The organism is Owariibacterium komagatae, assembly GCF_045865535.1.
Classification (GTDB): Bacteria; Bacillota; Clostridia; order Oscillospirales; family Ruminococcaceae; genus Ruthenibacterium; species Ruthenibacterium komagatae.
In genome coordinates this window covers 2,551,788-2,570,386 of record NZ_AP031406.1, presented here as the reverse complement: position 1 = coordinate 2,570,386, position 18,599 = coordinate 2,551,788, and the positions used below count along the sequence as shown (strand labels likewise).

At 61.1% G+C, this 18,599-nt stretch carries 17 protein-coding genes; 13 read left to right on the top strand and 4 right to left on the bottom strand.

Annotation, left to right across the window (positions count from 1 at the left end):
• The first annotated feature begins 23 nt into the window (after window positions 1–23).
• From ACKTS9_RS12775 to gpmI, 12 genes are all read left to right on the top strand, one after another.
• Window positions 24–683: a response regulator transcription factor gene (locus ACKTS9_RS12775; protein ID WP_407881232.1), complete on the top strand. Its 660-nt coding sequence runs from the start codon at window positions 24–26 to the stop codon at window positions 681–683.
• Window positions 680–2,077 carry a sensor histidine kinase gene (locus ACKTS9_RS12770; RefSeq protein ID WP_407881230.1) on the top strand — a complete coding sequence of 466 codons (1,398 nt, stop codon included), beginning with the start codon at window positions 680–682 and terminating at the stop codon, window positions 2,075–2,077. Before ACKTS9_RS12775 ends, ACKTS9_RS12770 begins: the two co-directional genes overlap by 4 nt.
• Window positions 2,059–2,820 (top strand): hypothetical protein, encoded by a 762-nt coding sequence (locus ACKTS9_RS12765; protein ID WP_407881228.1) that lies wholly within the window; start codon window positions 2,059–2,061, stop codon window positions 2,818–2,820. Before ACKTS9_RS12770 ends, ACKTS9_RS12765 begins: the two co-directional genes overlap by 19 nt.
• Window positions 2,821–2,835: 15 nt before the next feature.
• Window positions 2,836–4,026 (top strand): hypothetical protein, encoded by a 1,191-nt coding sequence (locus ACKTS9_RS12760; RefSeq protein WP_407881226.1) that lies wholly within the window; start codon window positions 2,836–2,838, stop codon window positions 4,024–4,026.
• 13 nt (window positions 4,027–4,039) lie between these two features.
• A complete protein-coding gene (locus ACKTS9_RS12755; protein WP_407881224.1) occupies window positions 4,040–5,251 on the top strand; it encodes a hypothetical protein in 1,212 nt (403 codons plus the stop codon).
• Between the two features lie 6 nt (window positions 5,252–5,257).
• Entirely contained in the window at window positions 5,258–6,490 is a 1,233-nt protein-coding gene (locus tag ACKTS9_RS12750) for a hypothetical protein (protein ID WP_407881222.1), read from the top strand.
• A complete protein-coding gene (locus ACKTS9_RS12745) occupies window positions 6,487–7,767 on the top strand; it encodes a hypothetical protein (protein ID WP_349215596.1) in 1,281 nt (426 codons plus the stop codon). The genes ACKTS9_RS12750 and ACKTS9_RS12745 overlap by 4 nt, the downstream gene beginning before the upstream one ends.
• 176 nt (window positions 7,768–7,943) lie before the next feature.
• The gene (locus ACKTS9_RS12740; RefSeq protein WP_349215595.1) at window positions 7,944–8,651 is read left to right on the top strand and encodes a VanW family protein; all 708 of its coding nucleotides are present in this window, start codon (window positions 7,944–7,946) and stop codon (window positions 8,649–8,651) included.
• 46 nt (window positions 8,652–8,697) lie between these two features.
• Window positions 8,698–9,921, top strand: coding sequence for an enhanced intracellular survival protein Eis (gene eis, locus ACKTS9_RS12735; RefSeq protein ID WP_349215593.1), 1,224 nt, complete (start codon window positions 8,698–8,700; stop codon window positions 9,919–9,921).
• A 191-nt stretch (window positions 9,922–10,112) separates the two neighbouring features.
• A complete protein-coding gene (locus ACKTS9_RS12730) occupies window positions 10,113–11,333 on the top strand; it encodes a phosphoglycerate kinase (RefSeq protein WP_407881219.1) in 1,221 nt (406 codons plus the stop codon).
• Window positions 11,334–11,414: 81 nt separating this feature from the next.
• On the top strand, window positions 11,415–12,182 hold the full coding sequence (tpiA, locus tag ACKTS9_RS12725; protein WP_349215591.1) for a triose-phosphate isomerase: 768 nt from the start codon (window positions 11,415–11,417) through the stop codon (window positions 12,180–12,182).
• A gap of 28 nt (window positions 12,183–12,210) precedes the next feature.
• Entirely contained in the window at window positions 12,211–13,734 is a 1,524-nt protein-coding gene (gene gpmI, locus ACKTS9_RS12720) for a 2,3-bisphosphoglycerate-independent phosphoglycerate mutase (protein WP_407881216.1), read from the top strand.
• Window positions 13,735–13,909: 175 nt separating this feature from the next.
• On the opposite strand, the gene ACKTS9_RS12715 is transcribed toward gpmI, so the two are convergent.
• From ACKTS9_RS12715 to ACKTS9_RS12705, 3 genes are read right to left on the bottom strand one after another with little or no spacing between them, the layout of a single operon-like run.
• Window positions 13,910–14,764: an AAA family ATPase gene (locus ACKTS9_RS12715; RefSeq protein ID WP_407881214.1), complete on the bottom strand. Its 855-nt coding sequence runs from the start codon at window positions 14,762–14,764 to the stop codon at window positions 13,910–13,912.
• 50 nt (window positions 14,765–14,814) lie between these two features.
• Window positions 14,815–15,531: a nuclease-related domain-containing protein gene (locus ACKTS9_RS12710; RefSeq protein ID WP_349215585.1), complete on the bottom strand. Its 717-nt coding sequence runs from the start codon at window positions 15,529–15,531 to the stop codon at window positions 14,815–14,817.
• A gap of 9 nt (window positions 15,532–15,540) precedes the next feature.
• A complete protein-coding gene (locus ACKTS9_RS12705; protein ID WP_407881211.1) occupies window positions 15,541–16,581 on the bottom strand; it encodes an aldose epimerase family protein in 1,041 nt (346 codons plus the stop codon).
• Between the two features lie 135 nt (window positions 16,582–16,716).
• Between ACKTS9_RS12705 and ACKTS9_RS12700 the strand changes: the two genes are divergently transcribed.
• Window positions 16,717–17,349, top strand: coding sequence for a hypothetical protein (locus ACKTS9_RS12700; protein WP_407881209.1), 633 nt, complete (start codon window positions 16,717–16,719; stop codon window positions 17,347–17,349).
• A 42-nt stretch (window positions 17,350–17,391) separates the two neighbouring features.
• Here the strand turns inward: ACKTS9_RS12700 and ACKTS9_RS12695 are convergent, their stop codons facing one another.
• On the bottom strand, window positions 17,392–18,579 hold the full coding sequence (locus ACKTS9_RS12695) for an LL-diaminopimelate aminotransferase (protein ID WP_407881207.1): 1,188 nt from the start codon (window positions 18,577–18,579) through the stop codon (window positions 17,392–17,394).
• Window positions 18,580–18,599 lie beyond the last annotated feature (20 nt).

Sequence of the window (18,599 nt, the reverse complement as noted above, 5' to 3'; positions counted from 1 at the left end):
GAACGAGACAAGGAGCGGAGCATATGGACCCGATTTTGATCGTAGAAGACCAGGCAGCCATTGCGGACCTGATCGCCCTGACGCTGGAACACGCCGGCTGGCCCTGCCACGTGGTGTGCGACGGGCGCGCCGCGGCCGACTGCATCGAAACAGGCCGCTGGTCGCTGATTCTGCTGGACATTATGCTGCCCGGCTTTGACGGTTATGAATTGAAACAGTACATTGCAGATGAGACCCCGGTCATCTTTCTCACCGCGCGCATCGCCGTGGCGGACCGGGTGAAGGGGCTGCGCATGGGCGCGCAGGACTATATCTGCAAGCCCTTTGAACCGGAGGAGCTGGCCGCCCGGGTGGAAGCGGTTCTGCGCCGCACCGGGCGGGGCAACACGGTGCTGCATGCCTTTGGCGTGGTGCTGGACCCCACGGCCCGCCGGGTGCGCAAAAACGGCGAGGATGTGTCCCTGACGCCCCGGGAATACGATCTGCTGGAAGTGTTTCTGCGCAACCGGGGCGTGACGCTGTACCGGGACGCGCTGTTTGAACGCATCTGGGGCGAAATGCCCGAAGAGGGCAGCCGCACACTGGATCTGCACGTGCAGCGTCTGCGCAAAAAACTGGGCTGGCACAGTGAGATCCGCACCCTTTATAAAATCGGTTACCTTCTGGAGGAGGGAGCGCCTTGAAACTGAAATGGAAGCTGAGCCTGAGCCTTCTGGCCGTGACCGGCTCATTGTTCCTTTTGGGCGGCTACTGGATGATCCATCAGAATTTCATGTCATCCATGGACGACGCTGCCCGGCGATACACCGCATCACACGCCAGCCAGCTGGACCTGGTGACCACGTTTTTGGCCCGGCAGGACGACCCCAGCCCCAGCCAGGCAGGTGCCGAGGCGGCCGCCGGTGTGCCCGACGGAGCGCTGGCGCTGGCGGATGCGGGGTATGCCCTGCTCTTTTCCAACCTGCCCGAAGAACTGGACAAAATGGACCTGTACGATGCGGTGGAGGCAGCCGACACGGGCTTTGTGTACCGCCAGCACGGGGACCGCATCTGGTTTCTTGAAGCCAGCGCCCTGCCCGCGCAGACGGATCTGTATTTGATCAGCGCCTTTGAAGTAACCGCACTGTACACCGAGCGCACGGAACAGCTGCACCGGTTCTGGCGCATCGCCGCCGTTCTTTTGGCCGCCGTGGCGCTTTTGACCGCGCTGGTGTCCGGGGCGGTTTTGCGCCCGCTGCGGCGTCTGCAGGCCGCGGCGCAGCGTATTGCGGGCGGCGTGTACGACGAGCGCACCGGCTTTGTGAGCCGGGACGAGGTGGGCTCCCTGAGCCGGGAGTTCGACCGCATGGCCGAGGCCATTGAGGCCCGGGACCAGGCCCTGCGGGAGAGCATCCGCCAGCGGGACGATTTTGTGTCTGCCTTCACCCACGAAGTGAAAACCCCCATGACGGCCATGCTGGGCTACGCCTCCATGCTGCGCACCCGGGAAGTGGACCTGGCCACACGCCAGAAAGCCGCCGATTACATTTATCACGAGTCCAAACGGCTGGAGACGCTGTCCCGCCGGCTGATGGCGCTGATGCGTCTGGGCGAGGAAAAGCTTCAACTGGTCCCCACGCCGCTGAGCGGCATTTTAAACGACGTGCGGGCCGCTGCGGCAGGTCTGCCCGGGGTGCGGGTGCTGATGCCCGAAAGCGGCGGGCTGTATGTGCGGGCTGACCGAAGTCTGGCCGCGGACCTTTTGTGGAACCTGGTGGAAAACGCGGCCCACGCCGCTCCCAAGGACGGGTGCGTGCGCATCACGGTCACCGAACAGCCCGACCGGGTGGAACTGGCTGTTTCGGACACAGGGCGAGGCATCCCGCCTGCGGAACTGCCCCGCATCATCGAGCCGTTCTACATGGTGGACAAAAGCCGTTCCCGCTCGGAGAACGGGAGCGGACTGGGTCTGGCGCTGTGCAACCGCATCGCCGAGCTGCACGGAGGCAGCCTGCACTTTGAAAGCACCCTGGGCGAGGGAACCACCGTGCGGTTTTCTCTGGAAAAGGAGGCGGCGCCATGCGACGTGCAGGACTGACCGGCCTTCTGGCCGTTTTGTGCGTGCCCGTGCTTCTGGCCGCCGCGGCGCTGGGACCGCTGGCCGCCATGGAACAGGCGGACCGCGACCGTCTGGAGGCCGTGCATCCGCTGGCCTCGCCGGACATTGGGGCACCCTCGCCCGAAGCCATGGAGATCCCTCTGGTGGCGTGGCTGTATCAGCTGGCTCTGATGCAGGACCCGGACGATTACTCCCCCTATACCCTGGACGAGGAGATCCAGTTGAACTGCTCCAAGAAAGACATTCGCAAGCCCATGGAAAAGCTGGCTCCCGCCCTGCCCGACGGCTGGACCGACCTGCTGGAACAGATGGAGTTGCGGGCGGCCCGGGTGATTCCGGTGGGCTATGCGCTGCACAAGGCCTTTTCCTCGCTGGAACTTCGTTTCTATGACCAGGACGTGTTCACCCCCTTCGGCACGCTGACGGTGGTCACGGCGCCGGACAAAGTCACCCCTGTGCAGATGAACCTGTTTGTCAACGGTTTTTACGATTTGGAAATCACGCCCGCACTGGAAGACCCCTACGGCGTTTTGGAGGATATCACCCTGGTGCTGGGCCTGGAGGAACTGGACTGGGAACCCGTTCAGCTGGCCAGTTCGGATGGTTACTGGTGCATCCGCAGCAATCAGGCGAACCTGCGCCTTGTGGTGCATGCACAGACGTATGAACCCGACGGAAGCTATTCTCTGAGCATCACGCTGACTATGATGCCGCCGGAATGAGAGGAGGAACGGATTGTGAAACTGCGTCAAATTGCGGTGCTGACTGCGCTGACACTGCTGACCGGCTGCGCCGCCCCTGCACAGGCCACGGATCCGGCCCCCGCTGTCCCGCAAAGCGAGCTGCGGCTTCTGGCGCCCGGCCCCGGGTCTGCCCTGAACGAACAGGGCTTTTTTGCGGTGGACACGCTCTCTGAGGAGGGACCCAGCATGCTGACCTTCTATGACTTTGAGGAAATGGGCCAGCGGGTGCTGTGCGACGTGCCGGACTGCACCCACGACAGCGACGCCTGCCCTGCGGCCTGCTCCGGGACCATCTATCTGGTGGGGGATACGCTGCTGGCGATGACCGCAGACACCAGCACCCCTTACGGCCATTACACCCGTCTGGAGAGGCGCAGCGCGCAGGACGGCCGCCTGCTGGACCAGCGTCTGGTGCTGGATGGCTGGCAGAGCGTCACGCCCTACACCGACGGAAGCGCGCTGTACGCCTGCCTGAACGGAGATCTGGTCCGGCTGGATGTTTCCACCGGGCTGGAAACCGTGCTGAAACGGCGTTTTCTGACGGAGAGCCGCTCCCCGCTGGGCATCCTGGGGGACCGTGTGCTCTGGGATACCACTGAGACAGACGATCCCTCCACGCGGGTACTGAGCCTGATGCAGGACGACTACTCCCTGCAGCCCCTCTTCCGCTTTGCCCAGGGCAGCGTCAAACTTTTGTGTCTGGAGCAGGACACCCTGTACTGGGCCGACACCAAAACCGGCATCGTGTACGCCGGCAATTCCTCGGGCGAGTCCCAACCCGTGACCGATGCACTGACCTCGTATCGCTGGGTCCGGACCGAGGACGACTGGAGCAGCGTGCAAAGCTGGGGCGGCCAGGTGGTGGACGGCAAGCTGCTGGTGGATGTGACTGAGCCGGATCTGCTGTCCTCGACCTGCTATGCAGTGGACCTCTCCAGCGGGGAGATCAGCCCCTGCCCCCTGACCGATTACTGGAACGGTTACTCTCATCCGGTGGCGGTGTGGGCTGAGACCGAACACGGCCTGCTGGTCAGCCAGCACGAGCGTGTGATGCGCACCACCATGGGGCAGGACGGCGGCTTTGTCACTTATGAAAGCGACCGCACTCTGTACGGTTTTTTGACCCCGGAGGACTTTTTCGCCGGGCGGCCGGAATACCGGATGATGACGTCGCTTTCCATCTGAACAGGAGGATTTTATGAAACGTCTGTTCTGTGTTTTGCTGGCGCTGACGCTGGCAGCCTGCGCGCCGGCTTCCTCCGGCGTGGCCAGCCTTCCGGATTCGGAGCCGGCCGCCGCGGTAAGCACCTTGACGTCGGCCCTTTCATCCGTCAATGAAAACGGCTTTTTTTCCTATTACTACGACCCGGCCAACAGCGAGGCCGGCACCCGGCTGGGCCGGTGGGATTTCCGGGACGGGACCATGCACATTCCCTGTACGGTGCCGGACTGCGACCACACCGGCGCAAAGTGCGAGGCGCGGCTGAGCGGCTATCCTCTGGTGGTTCTGGAGGACGCGGTGTACACGCTGGAACTGGACGACAGCCGGGGGCTTTACGAGCTGTCCGTCCGGGATGCGGACGGCACCCATCCCCGGCTGGTGGGCACGCTGGGATACTGGAATTTTGTGGGGGCGGACGAAGAATTTCTGTACGGCTTCTGCGAGGGTGCCTACGGCCGGGTGAGCCGGGCGGACGGCACCGAGACCTTTCTGGCCCATGGCCTCGGGAAGGATTTTTCCGACTACGGGCGTGTGCTGGGGGTCTGGCAGGACCGTTTTGTGGCCGTGAGCTGGGACTGGAGCCGGGAAGAGCCCGCTCGCCTGTGCCTGTTGGACCGGGATGGAACGGTGACCGAAGTGGCCCGGATCGACCCCGCGCACTTTTCCGATTTCGACTGCGTGCTGATTCAAAACGAGATGCTGTATCTGGACCGGCCCACCGGAGACGTGATGGCCGTGCATGTGGAAACCGGCGAGGTTCGCACCGTCACTCAGGCACTGCGGCCTTACAACGCGCTGGAAGGCGATGATTTTTACAAATGCCAGCGCTGGTATCTTTCGAAGGTGCAGAACACTCCCATCGTCCGGGTAGTGGACCTCGGGGACGACCATCTGGAGCAGGCGGTCTTTCGGATGAACGAAGACGGCACGGTGTCCCAGCTGCCCCAGTGTCAGGAATTTCGGGATTATGACCCGGAACTGGGAAGCGGTTACAACAGCCAGCCCGAACCGGTGACCGTGATGGACCAGTGGGGCGAGGAGCTGGTGGTGTGCTGCGCGGTGCAGTGCTTTACGTATGAAAATGAGGACGGCACCTTTTGGGCCACTCAAAATGTATACGCCCTGACCAGTGTGGAGGACTACCTGGCGGGCCGAGAAAATTACCGGGAATTTTCCAGTGAGGAGTGAGTGTTCATGCGCAAACTGCTGTGCGCGGTATGCCTTCTGGCGCTGCTGGCAGGCTGCGCGGACACCCCCTCCCCGGTCTCTGCGCCCCAGAGCGCCCCGGCGGACCCGGGGCAGACGGACAACCCGGTCTTTCTGGAAGAGCTGCCCGCGCTGGGCAATCCCACTGCCGCCATGACCGAAGACGGCTTTTTTCTGGCTGAGATCCTGCGCGAGGGCGGCCCCAGGCTGCTGACCTTTTATGATTTTGAAACCGTGACCCGTCGGGTGGTATGCGACGTGCCGGGCTGCACGCATGACAGCGACGCCTGCCCCGCTGCGGTGCCGTCCGACCCTCTGCGGCTGGGCGACAGGCTGTATTTTTTTGAAAACGCAGACCCCGATGATTTCGCCCAGGGGTTTCTGGTCAGCCGGCGGGATCTGCACGGTCAAAACTCCGAACAACTGGGCCAAATCGGCGGCGAATGGTTTTTCAGCGCCGGAATGTACACCGACGGCGCGTCCCTGTTCACCTATCGCGGTCCGGATTTTGTCCGCATCGATCTGCCGGACTGTCACGTGACCATGGTGGAGCGCGCAAACCCGGATAAGGGCTCTGATCTCACTTCCCGTTTGACCATGACCGCCCCCGACGGGCAGGTGTACCGCCTTGGATGGGACCCTGCTCTGGACGCGTCACCCGGCCACCGGCTGGCCCGTTCGGGCACCGCCTTGTATTACGCGGACCCTGCCACCGGATGGATCTTCTGTCAGGATGCGTCCACGGGGCAGACCCGGGAAATGAGCCGCGGGCTTGCCGATTATAACTGGAGCCGACAGCAGGTGGCGGGCTGGGATGAAGCCGGTGCGCCGAACCGCTGGGAAACACACTGGGCCTGTGAAAACTGGACGGGCCGCCTCATCGCCGGCGTCCTTGTGGTGGAGTTGGGCGCGCCGTCACCGGACCAGATGAATACCTATCTGCGCGCGGCGGTGGACCCGGAGAGCGGCAGCGTCATCCTTTGTCCCCTCTCCACCTTTATCAACGGCGTATCCCGCCCCATCCGTATCTATGCCGAGACGGACCGGGGCCTGCTGGTCTGCTGTGACAATCCATCCTCCGTGCGTGAAACGATGGGGAAAGACGGCAGCTTTCAAACCTGGACCAGTTATGGGAACGTCTATGCGCTGATCGACCCGCAGGATTTTCTGGCCGGCGTCCCCAACTACCGCCGGTTTGAAGACAAAGGAGGTTTTTCATGAAACGGCTTGCCTTGCTTCTGGCGGCAGTGCTGCTGACAGGCTGCGCCGCGGCCCCGCCTGCGTCCTCTGACGCGCCGTCTGCGCCGCAACCCATCTCCTCAGACCTTCTCTACTTCGGTCTGCCTCTTGAGGGGTACAAACTTGCAGGCCAAGTGTCTGAAAACGGCTTTTTTGATTATTTTTCCGACTATGAAAAAAACATCGGCTTTTTAACCCGTTACGATTTTGCGGACATGACCCAGCACATTCTGTGCGACAAGGACGGATGTCTTCACGCCGACGAGACCTGCGACGCCTATGCTCCGGGCTGGCAGGTGATTGCCATGTCCGATGCGGTGTATACCGTGAACTACAATTACGCAGAGGATGGTGAGACCTTCACCGGCACCCAGACCTTGATGCGCCGGGATGCGGACGGCATGCATCCCACGCCGGTGGCATCCATTGGGAACTGGAATTTTTTCGCCACTGACGAACATTACCTGTACGGTTTTTGTGAGGAAGCCTATGGTCGCGTGGACCGAACAAACGGCACAGAGACTCTGCTGCTTCACGACGGCAAAAGCCGCTATTATGTTTACGGAGAAATTCTCGGCGTTTGGAACGGTCAATTCGTCGTAATCCATTGGGATGAAAATCCCACCCAAGGCGTGAATTTGAGCCTTCTGTCCCCCGAGGGGATTGAGACACCGCTGACACAGCTGGACGAAATTTCCATCTATGAAGGCATTGTTTACCCCAATGTCTGCGCACTGTTTGAGGACAAAGTCTATTACGTTTCTAATGATGGTATGCTGCTGTGTTACGATCTGTCCAAAGGTGAGCACAGGGAGAAAAGCAGCATCCTGCACACGTGCGCGAAAAATAGTTCTGCTGACACTTGGATGCTGTATGCCCTTGGGGATCGTTTGGTTGTGTCCGCATTCATCAGGCCGGAGGGCTCCAAATACGCTTCCCGGCATCTTTTCGCCTTGTCTCCGCCGGACGGACCTCTGACCGAGCTGACGTTGATGGAAGAATTTCGAGAGCACATCGAAACACCCGCGCCGGAAGAAGGACCGATTTGGGAACCCGAATTGATTCAGCCTCTGGCCCAAATCAACGGACAATTTCTGGTGCTCAATGCCTATCAATTTTTTCAGCGGCCCTTCACCTCTTCGGACGGCACGACTGCATCTTATGAAGACCATTTTTCCATCTACGCTCTGATGGACCCGGAGGATTACTTCGCGTCCCGCCCTGTGTACCGGGAATTTTCCCCCATTTCAAACAACTGAGAGGTGTAACCGTTCATGAATTTTCTGAATGGGGCGGTATAAGCCGCCCGCTGTTTTGCCAGCTGGGCCCCTGGGCCTATGCGCTGTCCACCTGGCGGTGCCGGGCCCAGCGCCGCGCCGCCGACTTTCTGCGGCGCATTCCTTTTGCCCTCACGCACTCTGACAGCCGCCTTCCCGTGGTGGTGTACCGCCACTCGTCGCTGATCTGCCGCACGCTGGGCCAGGTGGATCCGGTGCTGCAGAAAAACAAAGCGGTGAACCTGGCCCTGGCCGCGCCCCGGGTGGACGGCATTCTGCTGCGCCCGGGCGAGACCTTTTCTTTCTGGCGCCTGGTGGGGCCGTGCACCGCGCGGCGGGGCTACCGCACAGGGCTGATCATCAAGCAGGGACGGCCGGACCGGGACATCGGCGGCGGCATGTGCCAGTTTACCAACCTTTTGCACTGGATGGTGCTGCACACGCCTTTGACCGTGACCGAGTACCATCATCACGACGGAGTGGACCTGTTCCCGGACTTCGGCCGCAAGGTACCCTTCGGCACCGGGACCTCCATTTTGTACAATTATCTGGACTACCGGGTGCGCAACGACACCCCCGACACCTGGCAGCTGTGCGTGTGGTTGGAGGGCGGCTATCTGTGCGGCGAGATCCGGTGCAGCGCAGCCCAGCCGGTGAAGTATCATGTGCGCGCCCAAAACGAAGCCTTCGTGCAGGAGGCGGACGGCGTGTACCGGGTGAACGACATTGTGCGCACCTGCGTGGACAAGCGCACGGGCAACACATTGGACCGGCAGCTTCTCAAACACAACCACGCCCGCGTGCAGTACGATGTGTCCGCCCTGGATCTGCAGCCCGCTGGACAGGATTTTTCCGCCGGGGTATAATATTTTCAGGGCCGCGGCACAGCGGCCGTGAAAGAAGGAAATGCCAATGGGCAGAAAATTCGGCCGGAAACGGCAATTCAAAATGCAGCCGGTGGGGCTGGAACACCTCACCCAATATAACCAGCTTCTCCGCTATGTGTTTCAGGTCACCGACCAGGAGCTGAAGGAGATCGGCTGGGAAGAAAAAGACATGATGCGCGCCAAGTCCCCCACGCTGGAACGGGCGGACGTGCTGGGCTGGTTCGACGGTGACAAGCTGATCTCTCAGGTGGCCGTATACCCCATGAAAGTGCGCATTTTCGGCCACACCTACGACATGGGCGGCCTGACGGGCGTGGGCACCTATCCCGAGTACTCCGGCCAGGGGCTGATGCACAAGCTGCTGTATCAGGCGCTGACCAACATGCGCGGGCGGGGGCAGACCATCTCCTACCTGTTCCCCTATTCCATCCCCTATTACCGCCGCAAGGGCTGGGAGATCATCTCCGACAAGATCTCCTTCGAGATCAACGATTATCAGCTTCCCAAAAGCCGGCCGGTATCCGGCGAAGTGGTGCGCGTGGACGTGGACGGACCGGAAGTGCGGGACACCTACCACCGCTTTGCCCTGCAGACCCACGGCGCTCTGATTCGGGACGATCTGGCCTGGAACGAGTACTTCCTGTGGGACCCCGACGATATGATGGCCGCTGTGTATTACAACGACGAGGGAATTTCCACCGGGTACGTGATGTACCGCATTGTGGACGATGTGTTCCACGTCAAGGACATGGTGTTCATGAACGAAGAGGCCCGCAGCGGGCTGTGGAACTTCATCGGCGCGCACTTCTCCATGATCTCCAAGGTGGAGGGCGACATTTTCACCGATGAGCCCCTGGCCTTTTTGCTGGAGGATGCAGACATCAAGGAGACCATCTCTCCTTACTACATGGCCCGCATCGTGGACGTGGAAGGGTTCATCCGTCAGTACCCCTTCAAACCCGACACCGCCGACCGCCGGTGGGTGTTCCAGCTGGAGGACCCGCTGCTGAGCTGGAACCAGGGGACCTTTGAACTGGAGATCGGCGCCGACGGCCGGGGCAGCATCCGCCGGGTCAGCTGCAAGTGTGCCGACCGCACCAATATTCAGACGCTGACCACCATGCTCCTGGGCTACAAGCGGCCGGATTACCTGCACAAGATCGGCCGGCTGGTGTGCGCGCCGGACACGGTGCACATGCTGGAAGACGCCATCGAACAGCAGACCCCCTTCTTCTCCGACTATTTCTGATTTTGCCCGGCTCTGCACAGCTTTTGCAGAGCCGGATTTTTGTTGCCAAAATGCCCAGCCGGGCCCCGTGATTTGTGAAAAATTTGTCATGCCGACACTTGCTAAAAATCCCCCAAAGCACTATAATATAAGATGTATGAGCATCAGAAATGCTGCTCACCCAAATTTTTGCGAGAAAGGGAGTTAAACCAATGAGCACTCTTGGCAAAAAAACCGTAGAAGATATTGACGTAAAGGGCAAAAACGTACTGGTCCGCTGCGACTTCAACGTTCCCATGAAGGACGGCGTGATCACCAACGACAACCGCATCATGGCGGCTCTGCCCACCATTAAAAAACTGATCGAGAACGGCGGCCGTCTGGTTCTGTGCAGCCATCTGGGCAAACCCAAGAACGGACCGGAAGAGAAATTCAGCCTGGCGCCTGTGGCTGTGCGCCTGAGCGAACTGCTGGGCAAAGAAGTTGTGTTCGCCAACGATGACAACGTGACCGGCGAAAACGCCAAGGCCGCTGTGGCCGCCATGAAGGACGGCGACGTGGTCCTGCTGCAGAACACCCGTTTCCGCAAAGAAGAGACCAAGAACCTGCCGGAGTTCTCCAAAGACCTGGCGGACCTGGTGGGCGAGAACAGCGCTTACGTGAACGATGCCTTCGGCTCCGCGCACCGTGCGCACTGCTCCACCGCCGGCGTGACCGACTATATCAAGACCACCGCTGTGGGCTACCTGATGGAAAAAGAGATCCGTTACCTGGGCAACGCGGTCAATGACCCCGTGCGTCCCTTCGTGGCCATTCTGGGCGGCGCAAAAGTGGCGGACAAGCTGAGCGTGATCGAGAACCTGCTGAACAAGGTGGACACGCTGATCATCGGCGGCGGCATGGCTTACACCTTCCTGAAAGCCCAGGGCAACGAAGTGGGCAAGAGCCTGGTGGACGACGAGAAGCTGGACTACTGCAAAGAGATGCTGAAAAAAGCCCAGGAGAAGGGCGTGCAGCTGCTGCTGCCGGTGGACACCACCGTGGCGCCCGCCTTCCCCGACCCCATTGACGCCGAAATTGCTGTGAGCTATGTGGATGCGGACAAGATCCCCGCAGACATGATGGGTCTGGACATCGGTCCCAAGACGCAGGAGCTGTTCAGCCAGGCGGTCAAGGCTGCCAAGACCGTTGTCTGGAACGGCCCCATGGGCGTGTTCGAGAACCCGGTTCTGGCCGCGGGCACCAAAGCGGTGGCCAAGGCTCTGGCCGAGACCGACGCGACCACGGTCATCGGCGGCGGCGACTCTGCCGCGGCTGTGATGCAGCTGGGCTATGCGGACAAGATGACCCACATCTCCACGGGCGGCGGCGCTTCCCTGGAGTATCTGGAGGGCAAAGTTCTGCCCGGCATCGACTGCATCGCCAACGCATAACGTTCTTTCAAAAAGAGGCTGCCTGCCGCACGCGGCAGCCTCTTTTCAGTGTAAAAAATACAAGGGAAAGAGGAAACAAGTATGAATAAAGCGACCCGTAAGGCCATCATTGCCGGCAACTGGAAAATGAACAAGACCGCCACCGAGGCGGCCGAACTGATCGACGCGCTGATCCCCGCCGTGAAAGACGCGGACTGTGAAGTGGTCATCTGCACGCCCTTCACCAGCCTGGTGACGGCTGTGGAAAAGTGCAAAGGCACCAACATCCATGTGGGCGCCGAGAACGTGCACTTCGAGAAATCCGGTGCTTTCACCGGCGAGATCTCTGCCGACATGCTGGTGGACCTGGGTGTGGAGTATGTGATCACCGGTCACTCCGAGCGCCGTCAGTACTTTGCCGAGACCGACGAGACCGTGAACAAGCGCACCAAAGCCGCTCTGGAAGCCGGCCTGAAAGTCATCGTGTGCGTGGGCGAGAGCCTGGCGCAGCGCGAGCAGGGCGTCACCGAAGAGCTGGTCCGCATGCAGACCAAGATCGCTCTGGGCGGCGTCAGCGCCGAAGAGATGAAGCGCGTGGTCATCGCCTATGAGCCGGTTTGGGCCATCGGCACCGGCCGCACCGCCACCGCCGACCAGGCGCAGGAAGTGTGCGCGGCCATCCGCAAAGTGCTGGGCGAACTGTACGGTGAAGAAGTGGCCGAGGCTACCACGGTGCAGTACGGCGGCAGCATGAACGCCGGCAACGCAGACGAACTGCTGAGCAAAAAAGACGTGGACGGCGGCCTGATCGGCGGCGCTTCCCTGAAAGCGGACGCCTTCGGCGCCATTGTGGCTGCGGCCAGCAAATAAACAATTCAGAAAGGAATCTGCAATACCTATGGCTAAAAGACCTTTGCTTCTCTGCATTCTGGACGGCTTCGGCTGGGTCCCCAACGAGACCTACGGCAACGCCATCGTAGCCGCCAAAACCCCCAACCTGGATAAGCTGTTCGCCAGCTGCCCCCACACCACCATCGGCGCCTCCGGCATGAACGTGGGCCTGCCCGACGGCCAGATGGGCAACAGCGAGGTGGGCCACACCAACATCGGTGCGGGCCGCATCGTTTATCAGGAGCTGACCCGCATCACCAAATCCATTCAGGACGGCGACTTCTTCAAAAACGAGGCCCTGTGCGGCGCAGCGGACAGCGCCAAGGCTTCCGGCAAGGCGCTGCACCTGATCGGCCTGGTGTCCAACGGCGGCGTTCACAGCCACAACGAACACCTGTACGGCCTGCTGGAGCTGGCCAAACGCGCCGGCCTGACCGAGGTATATGTCCATGCCATCATGGACGGCCGCGACGTTCCGCCCGATTCCGGCAAGGGCTTCATTGAAGAGCTGCTGGCCAAGATGGATGAGATCGGCGTGGGCAAAATTGCCACCATCACCGGCCGTTACTACGCCATGGACCGTGACAACCGCTGGGACCGCGTGGAGAAAGCCTATGCGGCCATGGTGTACGGCGAAGGCGTGAAGGGCGCGCCCGTGGATGTGATGACGAACAGCTACGCCGAGGGCGTCACCGACGAGTTTGTGGTGCCCGCCGTGACCTGCGAGGGCGGCCGCGTCAGCGAGGGCGACAGCATTGTGTTCTTCAACTTCCGCCCGGACCGTGCCCGTGAGATCACCCGCACCTTTGTGGACCCGGATTTCACCGGTTTCGAGCGCAAAAAGGGCTTCTTCCCGGTGCATTATGTGTGCTTCACCCAGTACGACGCCACCATGCCCAACGTGGACGTGGCCTTCAAACCCCAGGTGCTGACCAACGTGATGGGCGAGTATCTGGCCAAAAACGGCAAGACCCAGCTGCGCATTGCCGAGACCGAGAAATACGCTCATGTGACGTTCTTCTTCAACGGCGGCGTGGAGGCTCCCTTCGAGGGTGAGGACCGCGCCCTGATCAACAGCCCCAAGGTGGCCACCTACGACCTGCAGCCGGAGATGAGCGCTTACCTGGTGGCGGACGAGTGCGTCAAGCGCATCGAAAGCGACAAATACGACGTGATCATTCTGAACTTTGCCAACTGCGACATGGTGGGTCACACCGGCGTGTTCGAAGCGGCGGTCAAGGCTGTGGAGGCCGTGGACGCCTGCGCGGGCAAAGTGATCGACGCGGTGCTGGCCAAAGGCGGCGCGGTTCTGCTGACCGCTGACCACGGCAACGCGGACAAGATGTACGACGAGGACCCCGAGCATCCCTTCACCGCGCACACCACCAACCCCGTTCCCTTCCTGGTGGCGGGCCTGGGCGATGTGAAGCTGCGTGAGGGCGGCGTTCTGGCGGACATCGCGCCCACCATGCTGAAAATTCTGGAGCTGCCTCAGCCCCAGGAGATGACCGGCAAGAGCATCATCGAATAAACATTTTTTACAAGGCGGCGGGCTTTGGGGTCCGCCGCCTTGTTTGGCAAAGAAAAAGGTCCGGGCACTGTGTGCCTGGACCTTTTTTTCGTTAAAACTTCCGTCCCGGACGGGACAGTTTTTCCAAACAGGCGGCCTTCACCGCCACTCTCCACCTGGGCCGGGCGCCTGTGCGTCAGAAATCCGGTTCATGCTCCTTGAAAAAGTCCCGGTACACCCGCACATTCTCCAGTTCCGTCCACGAAGCCGTGGCTGCGGGAGTTCGGTCCAAATCGTAGATCTTTGCACCGGGCAGTGCCAAAAGGAAGGGCGAATGCGTGGCCAGCACAAACTGACAGCCGAAAAACCGGGCCGAATCCGCCAGAAACGCAGCCAGTTCCCGCTGGCGGGCGGGCGACAGGCTGTTCTCCGGCTCGTCCAGCAGGTACAGTCCCTTCTCCGTGATCTTCTGCGTAAAATACCAGAATGCGCTCTCCCCGTTGGAGCGGGTTCGCACGTTGCCCATCAGGTGCGTCCGGGTATAGCGGGACTGGCTGTGCCGCCGGGCGTCGTTCATTTGTTTGAGGCGGTCGTAATCTTCCAGCGAACGCATTTGAAAACGGGCATGCTTCGCGTCCAAATACTCTTCGAACACCTGCTGCCGTTTTGTATCGATGCCCTCGTTCAGGCTGCGCACGTCCAGCATGTAGTCGAACACATCGTCGCTGGTGAGAACGCATACATGCTCCGCGCGCTGCCAGACGCCCTGCGCCCGGCACCGCTCCACATACTGCCCCCAGAAAGACGTGCGGTTGTAGGGGGCCGAGCGCTGCGCGCCCACCACGTCGGCAATGACGTTCAGCGCCGTGGTCTTTCCGCTTCCGTTGCCGCCGTAAAAGATGGTCACCGGCTCAAAGCTCACCCGACCCAGCTCCTTGCTTCCCAGCACGCCGAAGGGGTAAAAAGAGTCATAGCAGGTTCGCTTTTCCGCTGAACAAACGTGCCATTCCGTGTCCTCATCCGGAAAGGAAAAACGCTCCAGATACAGCACCGCGCCGCCTCCTTTGAAAAAAGCGCGCTCGAAACCAAGCGCGCTGTATTTTAAATTTTTTCCTTCTGCCAGGTCAGCGCGTCCACAATGGCGCTGACCTCAGAGGGCGAAAGCGTTTCCCGCTCGGCCCGGATGGCTTTGCGCAGCGCTTCATCGCCCACAAAAATGCGGCTGTCCCGCACGCTGACACGGGCGTTTTTGCTGGCAAAATACACCATCTGGCGCACCGGACACTTGCAGCCCGCTTCCCGCAGCACCTGCTCCAGAATGGACGCCTGCCGCTCCACCTGAAGCAGCGGGTTCTTCATGTGCTTGGTGCCCCGGCGCTTGGTCTGGCTCCACCATTCGTCCTGGGGGCGCCCGGTGATCACACCCGTATGGTTTTTGGTTTCCACAATGCACACGCCGTTTTTGCCGATGACCACCGCGTCCAGTTCCGCCTTGCGGCCGTTGATGTAATACACCGGATTGGACACCACATGATAGGAATAGGGCAGCACTTTCAGCGCATCCACCGCCTGCTTTTCCCCTTCGATGCCGCTTTTCAAAATCTCGCTTCGGTTGCCGAACACCCGAAACAGCACCGCACCCACAGCGGCACAGGCCAGCGCCGCATATAAAACAGGCTGCAGCGGCTGTTTCTGAACCAGGCCGACCACATACCAGACAGCCAGCGCTGCAGGCACCAGCACACACAGAGCCTGCCCGGCCAGAAAACCGGCCCGCTTGCCGGCATTCGCATTGTGTTTTTTGTGAAGAATCGCCATAAAATCTCGTTACTCCGTCTTAAATTGATAAACTGTGGTCTCGTGATACTCCTCGTCCGGCACAAGTGTCACCGAGGGGAACTCCGGATGAGAGGGTGTGCACGGGAAGTGCTGGGTCTCCAGGCAGAAGCCCTGATGTTTTGTGTGGGGCTTGCCGTTTTTGCCGGGGACGCCGTCGTTTGCCAAAAAGTTTCCGGTGTACAGCTGCACGCCCGGCTGGGTGGTATACATCTCCATGCGGATGCCGCTGACCGGGCTTTTGGCGATGGCGCCCAGCGCCAGCATTCCGCCGTCCTTGTTCAGCACAAAGTTGTGGTCGTAGCCGCTGGCCATGCGCAGCTGCTCGTCGCCGCAGTCCATATCCCGGCCGATGGCTTTGGGCTTTGTAAAGTCCATGGGCGTACCCCGCACCGGCAGAATGCGGCCGGTGGGGCAGGTTTCGGCATTGCCCTCGGTGAAGCGGTCCGCGTCCAGCCAGAGTTCCTGGTGGAGCACGTCGCCGCTGTCGCATCCGTCCAGATTGAAATAGGTGTGATTGGTCAGGTTGATGATGGTGGGCGCGTCGGTGACGGCGGTATAATCCATCACCAAAGCGTTGTCATCCGTCAGCTTATAGGTGACGGTGATGTCCATGTTGCCGGGGAACCCGTCGTCCCCGTCGGGGCTGCGGCCTGTGAGCACCAGACTGTCGTCCACAATGCTGCCCTGATACGTCAGCCGGCCGAAAGTGCCATGCAGATGGTTGGCCCCGTCGTTGGGCTCCAGATAATAGGTTTTTCCATTCAGGGTGAACTGCGCCTTCTCAATGCGGTTGGCATACCGGCCCACAAACGATCCCAGCGACGCGGTGCCCGCCTCGTAGTCGGCCAGCTCCCGGTAGCCCAGAACCACGTCCCGCAGCACGCCCCCGTTGTCCGGCACCCAAACGTTGGTGACAATGCAGCCGTACTCAATGACGCACACTTTCATCCCGTTGGCATTTTCCAAGGTATACTGATAAATTTCCGCACCGGTTTTTGTGCGGCCGTAATACTTGCTGGTGATCGACATGGCGGCGCCCCCTCTGAAAGCATTTATTCTATTATGGTAACGCATTTTCGTGCAAAAAACAAGCATTTCGCACGGCTTGTGCCCCGGGTCCCGCTTATGCTATATTGAAGAAAAAAGAAGGGACGGTGACCTTTCATGGAGCAGAAGGCCTCTGTTTTTCGGAGTTTGTATCATCATTTCGGCATTTTGGAGCTGAACGAGCAACTGCGGCAGGCAGTCCGTTCGTTTCCCGGTGCGCAGGAAGGGGACCACGTTCTGGTCTACGGCTATATCGACCGCAGCGCCGGCCTGACGCTGGAAGTGCTGGCCACCGGCCACTTGGACGGGCAGCGCATGTCTTTTTTCAATCTTCCGGACGACTGCCGCCTGTTTTTCCGCTTTTCCGCTGTCAGCGAATGCGGCTTTTTGCGGTTGGAACAGGAAGAGAAAGCGCTGCGCGAACGCTTCGCGCAAGCGCTGGAGAGGCTGCACGATTACGACGCCGACCAAAAGCTGGAGGCGCTGCGCGATCTGCGTCTTCTGGACCCGCACCGGCACCCCGCTTTCCCGGACGATGTTCTGGTGTTTCTGACCGGAGATGGCGTGCAGCCCGAAGGCTGCTGGCTGCGCCTGCAGGAGCGCCAGGGAGACTTTGTGCTGGGCTCTTTGCTGAATGAGCCCGATCAAAACTTCATCTGCCACAAAGGCGATGTTCTGCTGTTCCGCCTTCCTGCCCGCCCCCAGGATGTGCTGGTCTGTCCGGTGGATCTGGACGGATCTTTTTCCTGAAGCACAAAAACGGGCGGGGCCGCACAGCCCCGCCCGTTTTGTTTATCCCGCTGCCAGCACTGCGTCCCGCAGGCGCTGTGCGGCTGCACAGGTGGCCTCTTTGTCGCCGAAACCCGTCAGCCGGAAGTACCCTTCTCCGCCGGGGCCGAACCCCGCGCCCGGGGTTCCCACGATGCGGGCGCGCTCCAGCAAATAGTCAAAAAACTGCCAGGAGTCCATCCCGCCGGGACACTGCATCCACACATAGGGGCTGTTTTCGCCGCCGCAGCAGAACACCCCTGTGCCCTTCAGCGCCCTGCGCAGCGTTTGGGCGTTGGCCCGGTAATAGGCAACCGCCTGCATGCAGGCTGCACGGCCCGCGTCGGACAGCGCCGCCTGCGCCGCCCGCTGCACCGGATAAGGCACGCCGTTGTATTTGGTGGACTGGCGGCGCAGCCACAGATCCCGCAGGCGGACGCCCCGGCACTTTAGCTGACGGGGCACCACGGTGTAGCCGAACCGAAGGCCAGTGAAGCCTGCCGATTTGGACAGCGAACCGATCTCTACCGCACAGTGCCGGGCGCCCTCGATCTCGAAAATACTGCGTGGAAGGGTGTCGTCCCGGATGAAGGCCTCATAGGCCGCGTCGAACAGGATCACCGCGCCCCGCTCCAAGGCGTACTCCACCCAGGCGGTCAGCTGCGCCCGGGTGTACACCGCCCCGGTGGGATTGCCCGGGCTGCACAGGTAGATGATGTCCCCGTCCTGTCCGTCCGGGCCGGGCAAAAAACCGTTCTCCCGGGTGCCCTGCACAAAGCGGACCGGGTGCCCGGCCATGAGGCTTATGTCCCCGTACACCGGATATCCCGGGTCCGGCACCCGCGCGACGTTGTCCGGGCCGAACAGGTCCATCCATCCGCCCAGGTCGCTTTTGGCTCCGTCGGACAGAAAGATCTCCTCTTCCTCCACCAGTACGCCCCGGCGGGCGTACTGGTCCCGGACTGCCCGCCGGGCGAAGGGATACCCCTGTTCCGGCCCATAGCCGCGAAAGGTTTCCGGTCGGGCCATCTCGTCGGCGGCGCGGTGCAGAGCCTGCACCACGGGCGATGCCAGAGGCAGCGTCACGTCTCCGATGCCCAGCCGCGTCAATTCCACATCCGGATGCTTTTCCGCAAAAGCGGCGACCTTGCGCCCTACGCCCGAAAACAGATAGCTGGGCGCAAGGCGCTGGAAATTCCGGTTCAATTCCAACCGGACCGCCCCCTTTCTGC